The sequence below is a fragment of the Vibrio cidicii genome (genome assembly GCF_009665415.1).
Taxonomy (GTDB): Bacteria; Pseudomonadota; Gammaproteobacteria; order Enterobacterales; family Vibrionaceae; genus Vibrio; species Vibrio cidicii.
This window is the reverse complement of record NZ_CP035921.1, coordinates 1,179,235-1,191,478: the sequence shown is the minus strand read 5'-3', so window position 1 is coordinate 1,191,478 and position 12,244 is coordinate 1,179,235. Positions and strand designations below refer to the sequence as shown.

Genomic DNA, 12,244 nt, shown 5'->3' with positions numbered 1-12,244 from the left:
CCGTTCCATAAGTATCACTATGCATCTCGTTCTAATTGTGAATAATTCAATTCTACAAAATGATAATCATTATCAATTATGGAGATGTAGATGTCTACTTTTAGACTGCCAGTTATTACTGCGACTGGTTTTTTAGCCTTCGTTAGTGTCCCGCATGTTTTTGCCAATGATGCGGTTTCCAAAATGGAAACTGTGGTTGTAACAGCATCAAGTTATGAACAATCTCAAGCTGACGCCCCTGCAAGCATTAGTGTGATATCGCGTGAGGAGTTAGACTCTCGTTATTACCGTGATGTTACTGACGCATTAAAAAGTGTCCCGGGTGTTGTCGTGACAGGCGGTGGTGATACTACCGACATCAGTATCCGTGGTATGGGCTCTAAATACACTTTGATACTGGTCGATGGTAAGCGTCAAAGCACGCGTGAAACTCGTCCAAATAGTGATGGCCCTGGTATCGAACAAGGTTGGTTGCCTCCTCTTCAAGCGATTGAGCGAATTGAGGTCATTCGTGGCCCAATGTCGACGCTTTATGGCTCTGATGCGATTGGCGGTGTGATCAACGTGATCACGCGAAAAGATGCGATGGAGTGGACTGGTAATGTTCAGCTAAGCACCGTTCTGCAAGAGAACAGTCGTTCGGGCGGAGAGCAGAGTGCGAATTTCTTCGTCAATGGGCCGCTAGCCGAAAATCTATCTCTCCAAGTATACGGTCAGTACACCGCAAGAGAAGAAGATGATATTGAATACGGTTATGAAGATAAAGATATGCAGAGTCTCTCTTCAAAACTGACCTACCAGATCAATGATCGCCATTCTGTGCAAATAGAGGGAGGGACTTCGGCCCAAAATCGTCGCGGGAACGTTGGCCTTTCAGTGCCAACGACGGGATGCCGAAGAGGTTGTGAAGATTCACTCAACGAATATCGTCGTAGTTATGTAACGTTAAGCCACAGTGGCAACTGGGACTCGGTTGGCATATCAGATACCTACTTACAACGTGAAGAAAGCGAGAACAAATCTCGTGAGATGACGATCACTAACACCACCTTCAAATCGAGCTTAGTGACAGGCATTGGAAACCATACGCTGACGACAGGTGTGGATGGAACTCACGCGGAACTTGAGGACTTTACTTCTAACCAAGCGTCATTGAAGAGCAAAGCATCAAATACGCAGTGGGCCGTTTTCATAGAAGATGAGTGGAGAATCGCCGAACCGTTTAGCATTACGCTGGGTGGCCGTTTAGATCATGATGAAAACTATGGTGCGCACTTCAGCCCGCGTGCTTATGGTGTATGGCGTGTAGATTCTTCTTGGACGGTGAAAGGCGGTGTGGCAACAGGTTTCCGCTCGCCACAATTACGTGAAATTACTCCTGGTTGGGCACAAGTTAGCGGTGGCGGTAACATTTACGGCAACCCAGACCTTGATCCTGAAACGTCGTTAAACAAAGAAATCAGCGTCTTGTATCAAGGTGACGCTGGCTTAGATGTTTCTTTGACTGCGTTCCATAATGAATTCAAAGACAAGATCACGCGTGTTGCTTGTCCGGATACCATTTGTACAGATGGGCCAAACCAATGGGGCGCCGATCCAACGTACCGTGTTAACGTGGATGAAGCGGTCACACAAGGTATTGAAGCAACCTTTGCATCGTCGCTAACGGAAACCATTTACCTCAGCTCGAGCTACACATTTACCGACTCAGAGCAAAAAACAGGTGAGTACAAAGGTATGCCGCTACAGCAACTACCAAAGCACCTGGTTAACGTTGATGTGACTTGGCAGACAACAGCAGATCTAGAGAGTTGGGCGAAAGTCACCTACCGAGGGAAAGAGATGGATCCGGTTACGGGACCATCAAGAAACAGTATCGTAGAGCCCGCTTATACTTTTGTGGACGCAGGTGTGACATATCAGTTAACCGATAACACTCGTATCAAAGGTGCGATCTATAACTTGCTGGACGAGAAAATCAGTTACGAAGAATACGGATATATCGAAGATGGTCGTCGTTACTGGTTAGGTTTAGACGTCGCCTTTTAATCACCTTTGTAACATGGCCGAGTACTGTCTCGGCCTTTTTGAACCTGCTTTACTATGATTCAACAGGTGCGTTTTTCGGCCTGATCAGGTAGTATCTGTGACACAAAATTGTAGTTAGGGCGAAGGATAAATGCTAAAAGTTGCGATCAATGGATTTGGACGTATCGGTCGTAATGTTTTAAGAGCCGTATATGAGAGCGGTAAGCATCAGCAGATCAAGGTGGTGGCGGTGAACGAACTGGCCCAGCCGGATGCCATGGCCCATTTGCTACAATACGACACCTCGCATGGTCGTTTTGGTAAGAAAATCAGCAATGACCAAGAACACATTTACATTCATCACAGCAACGGTGACATGGATACGGTGCGTATTCTTCATCTAGCCGAGATCGATTTACTCCCTTGGCGCGATTTAGACGTCGATTTAGTGCTTGATTGTACTGGCGTGTACGGCTCTCAAGCCGATGGGCAAGAGCACATCAAGGCGGGCGCGAAGAAAGTACTATTTTCTCATCCCGGAGCGAACGATGTGGACAACACCATCATCTATGGCGTCAATCATCAAACGCTGACCGCGCAGCATAAAGTCGTGTCTAACGGCTCTTGCACTACCAACTGCATCGTGCCAATTATTAAGGCACTCGATGACGCTTTTGGCATTGAATCTGGAACCATCACCACCATTCACTCCTCAATGAACGATCAACAGGTGATTGACGCTTACCACACCGATCTGCGCCGTACTCGCGCGGCCAGCCAGTCCATTATTCCTGTGGACACTAAGTTGCATAAAGGAATTGAAAGAATATTCCCGAAATTTTCCAACAAATTTGAAGCTATTTCGGTGCGAGTGCCGACAGTCAACGTCACTGCGATGGATTTGAGCGTCACAATTAATACAAATGTGAAAGTTAATGACGTAAATCAAACCATAGTGAAGGCGTCTCAGTGTACATTACATGGCATTGTTGACTATACTGAAGCGCCATTGGTTTCCATCGATTTCAACCACGATCCGCATAGTGCGATTGTGGATGGAACGCAGACACGAGTCAGTAACGGGCATTTGGTGAAAATGCTGGTGTGGTGCGATAACGAATGGGGCTTTGCGAATCGCATGCTGGATACTGCGCTCGCAATGCAGGCGGCTAAGTAGTCTGTAGTCGCCGCGGAGAAAATTTATTTCTAGGCTTGAAATAAATTGTCAGTAACTCCATATCAAGTCCAGTTTAAAGAATTAACAGGCTTGGCAGGGTTGCCGAGTTTTCAAAAACTTTATTTTTAATATTTGAGAGGACACAACATGTCTGTAATCAAGATGACTGACCTGGATCTCGCAGGTAAACGTGTATTTATCCGTGCTGACCTAAACGTGCCAGTAAAAGACGGCAAAGTTACTTCAGATGCACGTATCATCGCATCTCTGCCAACGATCAAACTGTGCCTAGAAGCGGGCGCGAAAGTGATGGTTACGTCTCACCTTGGCCGTCCAACGGAAGGTGAATACGCAGAAGAATTCTCTCTACAACCTGTTGTGAACTACCTAAACGACGCGCTAGATTGCGAAGTGAAACTGGCGAAAGACTACCTAGACGGTCTTGAGCTAAACGCTGGTGAGTTGGTTGTTCTTGAAAACGTTCGCTTTAATAAAGGCGAGAAGAAAAACGACGAAGAACTTTCTAAGAAATACGCGGCACTGTGTGACGTATTTGTAATGGATGCATTCGGTACCGCTCACCGTGCGCAAGCATCAACACACGGCGTTGGCATGTTTGCTGACGTAGCGTGTGCTGGCCCTCTATTAGCTGCTGAGCTTGAAGCGCTAGGTAAAGCGATGAGCAACCCAGAGCGTCCTCTAGTTGCTATCGTTGGTGGCTCTAAAGTATCTACCAAACTGACAGTGCTTGAATCGCTATCAAAAATCGCTGACCAATTGGTTGTTGGTGGTGGTATCGCTAATACTTTCATCGCAGCAGAAGGCCACAATGTAGGTAAATCTCTGTACGAAGCAGACCTAGTTGAAACTGCACAAAAACTGATGAAAGAGTGTGCAATTCCTGTTGCTACTGACGTAGCGTGTGCTAAAGCATTCGATGAGAACGCAGAAGCAGAAATCAAACACGTTTCTGAAGTTCAAGACGACGACATGATCTTCGACCTTGGTCCAGATTCAACGGCAGCACTAGCGGAAATCATCGCAAACGCGAAAACCATTCTTTGGAACGGCCCAGTAGGCGTATTTGAATTCAAAAACTTTGAAGCGGGTACCAAAGGCATTTCTGAAGCGATCGCTAAGTCTCCAGCTTTCTCTGTTGCAGGCGGTGGTGACACGCTAGCGGCAATCGACAAGTTCGGTATCAAAGCCGACGTATCATACATCTCTACTGGCGGCGGTGCGTTCCTTGAGTTCGTAGAAGGTAAAGTACTTCCAGCGGTTGAAATGCTAGAAGCACGCGCTAAAGCTTAATCAATATGTCGAGGGCGGGAGAAATCTCCCGCTTTCTTGTTTGCTGCATGCGCCGGTTTCTTCTGCTAGAATGACGCCCGTTGTGAGCAAACGTTTGCAAGAATTTAAACTTAACAAGTTTTGTTTTTAAAACGACAGATAAATAGGATTCCATCCATGTCTAAGATCTTCGATTTCGTAAAACCTGGTGTTATCTCTGGTGATGACGTACAAAAAGTATTTCAAGTAGCTAAAGAGAACAACTTCGCTCTTCCAGCAGTGAACTGTGTGAACACAGATTCTGTTAACGGTGTACTAGAAGCGGCTGCGAAAGTGAAAGCACCAGTTATCGTTCAGTTCTCTAACGGTGGCGCGGCTTTCTTCGCAGGTAAAGGCGTTAAACTGGAAGGTCAAGGTGCACAAATTCTTGGTGCAGTAGCGGGCGCGAAATACGTTCACGCTGTTGCTGAAGCATACGGTGTGCCAGTGATTCTGCACACTGACCACGCGGCTAAGAAACTTCTACCATGGATCGACGGTCTGCTAGACGCTGGTGAAGAGTTCTTCGCTCAAACTGGTAAGCCGCTATTCTCTTCTCACATGCTAGACCTTTCTGAAGAGTCTCTAGAAGAGAACGTTGAAACCTGTGCTAAGTACCTAGAGCGCATGGCGAAAATGAACATGACAATCGAGATCGAACTGGGTTGTACTGGTGGTGAAGAAGATGGCGTTGATAACTCAGATATGGACTCTTCTGAGCTGTACACTTCTCCTGAAGACGTTGCTTACGCATACGAGAAACTGAACGCAGTGAGCCACCGTTTCACTATCGCGGCTTCTTTCGGTAACGTACACGGCGTTTACAAGCCAGGTAACGTTGTTCTGACTCCAACTATCCTACGTGATTCTCAAGCGTACGTTTCTGAGAAATTTGGTCTTCCAGCCAACTCTCTGAACTTCGTATTCCACGGCGGTTCAGGTTCTACTGAAGCAGAAATCAAAGAGTCTATCTCTTACGGTGTGATCAAAATGAACATCGATACTGATACTCAGTGGGCAACTTGGGATGGTATCCGTCAGTACGAAGCAGAAAACCACGATTACCTACAAGGTCAAATCGGCAACCCAACGGGTGAAGATGCGCCGAACAAGAAGTACTATGACCCACGCGTATGGCTACGTGCTGGTCAAGCTTCTATGGTTGCTCGTCTTGAGAAAGCCTTTGCTGACCTGAACGCAGTAGACGTACTATAATTCGTCGCAAATTTTTGCTAAAAGCCCGCTCATTTGAGCGGGTTTTTTTATGCTTGTTAATCACTTATGGTGAAATTTCTGGCACATATGACGAGAATTGCTTAACCTTGTACAGATTGATATGAGTGCTGCCTTGCGGTGCATTGTCGTATCAATGGCACGCTAATTAGCCACGTATACATACAGGCTCGTAACAGATTGAGGAAACAAATTATGGCAGGTGAATCTGTGGGGATTGAAACTCCACTTGTAGACAGTCTGGCACAGGCTGAAACTTGGCTGACGAACAACTCAGACCTATTTATTCAATATGGCGTGAATATTATCTCCGCCATCATTATTCTGTTCATTGGTAACATGATAGTGAAAGCGGTGGCAAACAGCGTCGCGAAAGTGCTCGAAAGCAAACAGATGGATAAGGCAGTCGTGCAGTTTATTCACGGCTTAGTACGTTATCTCTTGTTTGTGATTGTGCTGATTGCTGCTCTTGGCCGTCTTGGCGTGCAAACGGCTTCCGTGGTGGCTGTGATTGGTGCCGCCGGTTTAGCGATTGGTTTGGCTTTGCAAGGTTCTTTGTCCAATTTTGCCGCAGGTGTGCTGATTGTCGCTTTCCGTCCTTTCAAGTCGGGCGATTATGTCGAAGTAGGTGGCGTTGCAGGCAGCGTTGAAGCGATCCAGATTTTTCAGACAGTACTCAAAACGCCAGACAACAAAATGGTGGTGGTACCGAACTCATCGGTAATTGGCGGACCAATTACCAACTACTCTCGTCACGAAACACGCCGTGTGGATATGGTAATTGGTGTTTCTTACAAATCGGATCTGAAGAAAACCAAACAGGTGCTGCGCGAAACCTTGGAAAAAGATCCGCGTATTTTGAAAGATCCAGATATCACTATTGGGGTACACACGCTGGCAGACTCTTCTGTTAACTTTGTTGTGCGTCCTTGGGTGAAAACTTCCGATTACTGGCCAGTCTACTTTGACAACATGCAGGCGATTAAAGAGGCGCTGGATGCAAACGGTATCGAGATCCCATTCCCGCAAATGGATGTTCACCTGAACAAAATGAACTAACTTGTTATCTTTATTGAGAACAGAGCAAAGCGAGGCGACAAGCCTCGCTTTTTATTTATCAGGAAACAAAATACGCCGCGCGCGTAAGGTTAGCTGTACTGCAGATATAGCCCTTTGGTTAGCACAAAGGCGATAGTAAACATCATGGCGGCCACCAGCATATCAATTCCGCGTTTCACCTTTGGTTTTGACAACGTTGGGCCGAGTTTGGCGGCGCCAATCGATAAGGTATAAAACCAAACAAAAGAAGCCAAAATGGTGCCGAGAGCAAAAGCAATCCGATCGTGCCCTTCAAACTGACCACCAATTGAGCCAAGAATCACCACGGTATCCAAATAGAGGTGTGGATTAAGTACCGTGACCGCTAGAGCGCCAAGAATCACGGTACGACGCCCGCGTGCCGTGATCTCCTGTTTATTTTCAGTGGCGTTGCCCGGTTTTAGCGCACTGCGCAGCGACATGAAACCGTACACGGCAAGAAAAGCAATTCCCCCTAAGGTGACGGAAGTCAGTAGCATCTCATTTTGCGATAAAATCGCGCCGCCACCAAAAATGCCCAGAGAGATAAAAATCATGTCCAGTACGCTGCAAATAGCCGCCGTGGTCAAATGATGTTGTCTTTTAATGCCTTGATTCAGCACAAAAGCATTTTGTGCGCCAATGGGAATAATCATGGTCGCGCCTAAGCCAAATCCCTGTAATAACAGCCAGAAATTCACGGTAAACCCCAGATAAAAAGTGATACAGATAAGAGAATGTGAGCAAGGTAGCTCTTTTGTTTTAATAAGTGTAATTAATGATTTTAATCATATATAAGAATATCTAATCGTTGATTAAGAGTAGGGGAGTCGGATGCGCGGATTGGATTACAAATGGATAGAGGCGCTTAATGCCGTGGTAACACAAGGCGGTTTTGAGCGGGCAGCAGAGGAGCTGTTTATCTCCCAATCGGCCATCTCCCAGCGAGTGAAACAGTTGGAGAAGTTCCTTGCCCAGCCAGTATTGATTCGCGAGCAGCCGCCTAAACCGACTCCCGTTGGCAAGAAACTGATTGGTTTGTATCAACGCATTCGCCTGCTTGAGCATGAATTGATCCCCGAGCTGATGAACGACGACGTATCAAGACCGGTGCAGCTGGCTCTGGCCACCAATGCTGACAGCCTCGCAACATGGCTGTTGCCCGCGCTGAAAGAGGTGATGACACAGCGACAAGTGGAACTCAATTTGGCCATTTATGGTGAGTCACGCTCGATTGAAAAGCTGAAAAGTGGCGAAGTAGCTGGGGCGATCAGTTTGGAATCTCAGCCAATTACCGGGTGTCGAGCCGATTATTTAGGCCGAATGGATTATGTGTGTGTCGCCAGTCCGGACTTTGTTCGCCGCTATTTCCAGCAGGGCGTGAACTACCAGACGCTCAGCAAAGCGCCTGCGGTTTCCTACGATCAGTATGATGATTTGCATCGTAAGTTTCTTGCAGATCATTTCAATATTGCCAGAGACAGCGTGATCAATCATAACGTCGGCAGTTCTGAGGCGTTTGTACGCTTAGCGGTATCGGGCATCGCTTACTGTTTGATCCCAAAATTACAAATTGAAAGAGAGTTGCTCTCGGGCGAATTGGTGGATATTACTCCAGGTTTTCTGCTTTCCAACCGTATTTACTGGCATCACTGGCAATTGGAGACGGGCATTTTGCAAGAAATATCCCAAGCGATTGTCAGCTATGCACAGGCCCACCTTCCGCAGTAGGGACGTGCTGAGCGCGTCAAAATTGTGTAAGAAATCATCGCCAGATATTGGTTAATTGGCCAAACCTTCTATTATCAGAAGTGTCTGATAATAGAAGGTTTGATAAATGAAACGGTTCTCTCCCTACCTACTTGTGAGTGCGCTAATCTCCAGCTCGCCAGCCTTGGCTAATACACTGAATTTTGCCCACCTCTCGACGACGGGCTATGGTGAAGTTGTTGCGATTCCCGACAGTGCGGTGTTTTCTGTCAAAGTGGTGGAATCTAGCATGACCGCGGAGTCGGCCAAGCAGTCGGTTGATAGTACGGTCGATGCTTTCCTCACTAGTCTCAACAAAGCTGGCATCGGTAAAGAGAGTATTCGCAGTTCCAATCTCTATCTTGCTCCGCAGTATCACTATCCAAACAATGCTAAGCCTGAACTCATTGGCTATCGCGCTTCACGCAGCGTCACGGTGCAAGTCGACGACCTTTCGGCACTCAACAACTATTTAGATCTGGCGCTGAATGCGGGGATCAATCAGATCGACAGCGTCGAGCTTAAAGTCAGCAATGAAGCAGAATATCAGCAACAAGCGCGTTTAGAAGCGATTAATGATGCGCGGCAAAAAGCCAGTTCACTGGCGAAAGGTTTCGGTAAAAACTTGGGCGAAATCTGGCAGATTAACTACAACCAACCCAATGTGCAGCCAGTGCTGATGCGCTCTATGGCGATGGATGCAAAAGCGGAGTCAAACAGTTACCAGGACTCCAGTTTGATCATTCGTGATCAGGTGGATGTGATCTATCAGCTCGCGGAATAAAAGCGAAGTGGCAAAAGTAAAGGGCAGAAGAATCTGCCCTTTTGTATGATTGTTAGTGAATGTACGGTTAGTGCAGGATGCGCGCGCGGATCGTGCCTTCAATCTCTTTTAGTTTCACCAGTGCTTCTTCAGAGCGTTCTGTTTCAACGTCAATCACCACATAACCGATATCAGCCGAGGTCTGTAGATACTGACCCGCGATGTTGATCCCTTCTTTGGCAAAAATAGTGTTGATTTGCGTCAGAATACCCGGACGGTTTTGGTGGATGTGCAGCAGACGTGAACAACTGCGATGCTCTGGCAGAGAAACCTCAGGGAAGTTTACACTAGACAGCGTTGAACCGTTGTCAGAGTACTTAGCCAGTTTGCCTGCCACTTCAACGCCGATGTTTTCCTGCGCTTCCTGCGTCGAACCGCCGACGTGCGGGGTGAGGATGACGTTGTCGAATTTTTGCAATGGCGACTCAAAAGGATCGGCGTTGGTTGCTGGCTCCACTGGGAATACATCGATAGCCGCGCCCGCCAAATGGCCTGATTCCAAGGCGTGGCAGAGCGCTTCAATATCCACCACAGTACCGCGTGCGGCGTTGATGAAAATAGAGCCTGGCTTCATGCGCGCGAACTCTTCCGCTCCCATCATATCTTTGGTATCTGGGGTTTCGGGTACGTGCAGCGAAATCACATCACACTTGTTAAGCAGCTCGCTCATAGTGTGCACTTGCGTCGCGTTACCTAGTGAAAGCTTGTTTTCAATATCGTAGAAGTAAACACGCATCCCTAAGTTTTCAGCAATAATGCCCAGCTGAGTGCCAATGTGGCCGTAGCCGATAATACCTAGGCGTTTACCACGCGCTTCATAGGAATGGTCCGCACTTTTTTTCCAAATACCACGATGTGCCAGCGCATTTTTCTCAGGAATGCCACGTAGTAACAGGAGAATTTGCCCAAGGACAAGTTCCGCTACGCTGCGGGTATTGGAAAACGGCGCGTTGAACACTGGAATACCACGTTTGGCCGCTGCATTAAGGTCTACTTGGTTGGTACCGATACAGAAACAACCAATCGCAACCAGCTTTTGTGCTGCATTGATCACTTCTGCGGTTAGGTTGGTACGGGAGCGAATGCCGATGAAGTGCGCATCTTTAACCGCTTCGATAAGTTTTTCTTCTGAAAGAGAACCTTTGTGGTACTCGATATTGGTATAACCAGCGGATTGCAGTACTTCTACCGAAGATGGGTGAAGGCCTTCAAGAAGTAAGATCTTAATTTTGTCTTTTTCCAGTGAAACTTTGGCCATTGTTATCGTCCTTAAAATGGAAAGGTGGGCTAATGTGGCGCACATGCGGCAAAACGGCTAAAAGTGATAAAATTAACAGTTTTGTTATAGGACAAACGTTTCCTTGTGCGTCTTCTGTTCAATAAAGTAACAAAAAAAATTTGCTTTGGGTAAGAAAATTACGGAATAAGAGATAATTTTCTTAGTGAAAGTGATAAAAAACGGTGCCCTAAGGCACCGTCTGTAAGCAAATAACGGAAATAAGCACAAAGCCAGCGAATTATTCCTCGATTTTTGCCCCTTGTGGTGTACCCGTGATCACCACATCGGCACCGCGATGAGCAAACAAACCAACGGTGACCACGCCAGCGATACCATTGATTTGGCTCTCTAGCTCTTTAGGGTTGGTGATCTTCATTCCGTAGACATCGAGGATCACGTTACCATTGTCGGTGATAACACCTTCGCGGTAGCAAGGGTCACCACCAAGCTTAACGAGCTGACGAGCGACATAAGAGCGAGCCATTGGGATCACTTCAACAGGCAGAGGGAAGCTGCCCAGTACGTCAACGGCTTTTGTGCCATCAACAATACAGATGAACTTGTCGGCAATCGCCGCAACAATCTTCTCGCGAGTGAGCGCGGCGCCACCGCCTTTGATCATTTCGCGATCGGCGTTGATTTCGTCAGCGCCGTCGACATAGATATCCAGAGAGGCTACTTCGTTGCAATCAAACACTTTTATGCCCAGTGCTTCGAGTTTCTCGGTAGAAGCGACGGAGCTAGAAACCGCTCCTTTGATCTCTTCGCTCATGGTGCCCAGAGCATCGATGAAGTGATTAACGGTTGAGCCAGTACCAACGCCAACAATACTGCCTTTCTCTACATATTTCAGTGCTGCCCAACCAGCGGCTTTTTTCATTTCATCTTGAGTCATGCTCATCTCCTGAATTGATGAAGGGGGTAAACGGTGCCGCGCGATTATAGCGAGTTAGCGCTCGATTTCCCATTGCCAGATCTGGCTTGGAGTCACGATCTTGGGCAAAGGAATATCCCATGCTTCGACGGGCAACGCTTCCACGTATTGGCAATCGTGAGCAATGCCGATCGGCTTGGCGCCTACTCCGGTAGTAAACCAGCCCGAGAGCGTGCGATCATAATAACCGCCTCCCATGCCGAGACGATGTCCGTGGCGATCAAAGCCAACTAATGGAGTGCAAATCAAATCCAATTTTGCCAGTGGTTGAATCAGCCTTAGGTCGAGTTTGGGCTCAAGAATGCCGTAGCGGTTGTAGACTAAAGCCGTTTTTGGTGTGTAATGCAAAAACAGCAATTGTCCTTGAGAAAAAGGATGAATGACCGGCAGATAGACGGCTTTATCTTGTTGCCACAGCCAGTGGATCAGCGGCGAGGTATCTAACTCTCCATCTGAAGAGAGATAGAGTGCGATGTGCTGCGCTTGCGGCAACTCGCTTAACTGAGAAAATTGGTGGATAAGATCGAGAGCGGCTTGATATTGAGTATCGCTGCACAGGGCGTTGCGTTTGGTGCGGATTAAGCGGCGAAAATCTTGACGAGACAATGTCTGCAT

The 12,244-nt window shown here is 47.3% G+C and carries 11 protein-coding genes; 7 read left to right on the top strand and 4 right to left on the bottom strand.

Annotated elements, in window-relative coordinates; all coding sequences use genetic code 11:
* Positions 1–90 precede the first annotated feature (90 nt).
* The 5 genes from EWA64_RS06380 (at position 91) to mscS (ending at position 6,826) form a co-directional block, all read left to right on the top strand.
* On the top strand, positions 91–2,049 hold the full coding sequence (locus EWA64_RS06380) for a ligand-gated channel protein (RefSeq protein WP_082796590.1): 1,959 nt from the start codon (positions 91–93) through the stop codon (positions 2,047–2,049).
* Positions 2,050–2,179: 130 nt separating this feature from the next.
* Entirely contained in the window at positions 2,180–3,205 is a 1,026-nt protein-coding gene (epd, locus tag EWA64_RS06375) for an erythrose-4-phosphate dehydrogenase (RefSeq protein ID WP_039431673.1), read from the top strand.
* Between the two features lie 147 nt (positions 3,206–3,352).
* Entirely contained in the window at positions 3,353–4,516 is a 1,164-nt protein-coding gene (locus EWA64_RS06370; protein ID WP_039436082.1) for a phosphoglycerate kinase, read from the top strand.
* A gap of 156 nt (positions 4,517–4,672) precedes the next feature.
* Positions 4,673–5,749, top strand: a complete 1,077-nt coding sequence (gene fbaA / locus EWA64_RS06365) for a class II fructose-bisphosphate aldolase (protein ID WP_061893200.1) — start codon at positions 4,673–4,675, stop codon at positions 5,747–5,749.
* 213 nt (positions 5,750–5,962) lie between these two features.
* Positions 5,963–6,826, top strand: coding sequence for a small-conductance mechanosensitive channel MscS (mscS, locus tag EWA64_RS06360; protein ID WP_061893201.1), 864 nt, complete (start codon positions 5,963–5,965; stop codon positions 6,824–6,826).
* A gap of 89 nt (positions 6,827–6,915) precedes the next feature.
* On the opposite strand, the gene EWA64_RS06355 is transcribed toward mscS, so the two are convergent.
* Complete coding sequence (locus EWA64_RS06355; RefSeq protein WP_039439464.1) at positions 6,916–7,545, bottom strand: LysE/ArgO family amino acid transporter; 630 nt, start codon at positions 7,543–7,545, stop codon at positions 6,916–6,918.
* 133 nt (positions 7,546–7,678) lie between these two features.
* On the opposite strand from EWA64_RS06355, the gene EWA64_RS06350 reads away from it, so the two are divergent.
* Both EWA64_RS06350 and EWA64_RS06345 read left to right on the top strand, forming a co-directional pair.
* Entirely contained in the window at positions 7,679–8,575 is an 897-nt protein-coding gene (locus EWA64_RS06350; protein WP_061893202.1) for a LysR family transcriptional regulator ArgP, read from the top strand.
* A 106-nt stretch (positions 8,576–8,681) separates the two neighbouring features.
* Positions 8,682–9,377: an oxidative stress defense protein gene (locus EWA64_RS06345; protein WP_061893203.1), complete on the top strand. Its 696-nt coding sequence runs from the start codon at positions 8,682–8,684 to the stop codon at positions 9,375–9,377.
* Positions 9,378–9,444: 67 nt separating this feature from the next.
* Here EWA64_RS06345 and serA read toward each other — a convergent pair whose 3' ends face one another.
* The 3 genes from serA to EWA64_RS06330 form a co-directional block, all read right to left on the bottom strand.
* Positions 9,445–10,674 (bottom strand): phosphoglycerate dehydrogenase, encoded by a 1,230-nt coding sequence (gene serA / locus EWA64_RS06340; protein ID WP_061893204.1) that lies wholly within the window; start codon positions 10,672–10,674, stop codon positions 9,445–9,447.
* A gap of 259 nt (positions 10,675–10,933) precedes the next feature.
* Complete coding sequence (rpiA, locus tag EWA64_RS06335; RefSeq protein ID WP_061893205.1) at positions 10,934–11,590, bottom strand: ribose-5-phosphate isomerase RpiA; 657 nt, start codon at positions 11,588–11,590, stop codon at positions 10,934–10,936.
* A 54-nt stretch (positions 11,591–11,644) separates the two neighbouring features.
* On the bottom strand, positions 11,645–12,244 hold the full coding sequence (locus EWA64_RS06330; RefSeq protein WP_061893206.1) for a 5-formyltetrahydrofolate cyclo-ligase: 600 nt from the start codon (positions 12,242–12,244) through the stop codon (positions 11,645–11,647).

Coding starts and splice junctions, on each gene's coding strand:
- EWA64_RS06380 (WP_082796590.1), top strand. CDS start 91: ATGTCTACTTTTAGACTGCCAGTTATTACTGCGACTGGTTTTTTAGCC.
- epd (WP_039431673.1), top strand. CDS start 2,180: ATGCTAAAAGTTGCGATCAATGGATTTGGACGTATCGGTCGTAATGTT.
- EWA64_RS06370 (WP_039436082.1), top strand. CDS start 3,353: ATGTCTGTAATCAAGATGACTGACCTGGATCTCGCAGGTAAACGTGTA.
- fbaA (WP_061893200.1), top strand. CDS start 4,673: ATGTCTAAGATCTTCGATTTCGTAAAACCTGGTGTTATCTCTGGTGAT.
- mscS (WP_061893201.1), top strand. CDS start 5,963: ATGGCAGGTGAATCTGTGGGGATTGAAACTCCACTTGTAGACAGTCTG.
- EWA64_RS06350 (WP_061893202.1), top strand. CDS start 7,679: ATGCGCGGATTGGATTACAAATGGATAGAGGCGCTTAATGCCGTGGTA.
- EWA64_RS06345 (WP_061893203.1), top strand. CDS start 8,682: ATGAAACGGTTCTCTCCCTACCTACTTGTGAGTGCGCTAATCTCCAGC.
- serA (WP_061893204.1), bottom strand. CDS start 10,674: ATGGCCAAAGTTTCACTGGAAAAAGACAAAATTAAGATCTTACTTCTT.
- rpiA (WP_061893205.1), bottom strand. CDS start 11,590: ATGACTCAAGATGAAATGAAAAAAGCCGCTGGTTGGGCAGCACTGAAA.
- EWA64_RS06330 (WP_061893206.1), bottom strand. CDS start 12,244: ATGCAGACATTGTCTCGTCAAGATTTTCGCCGCTTAATCCGCACCAAA.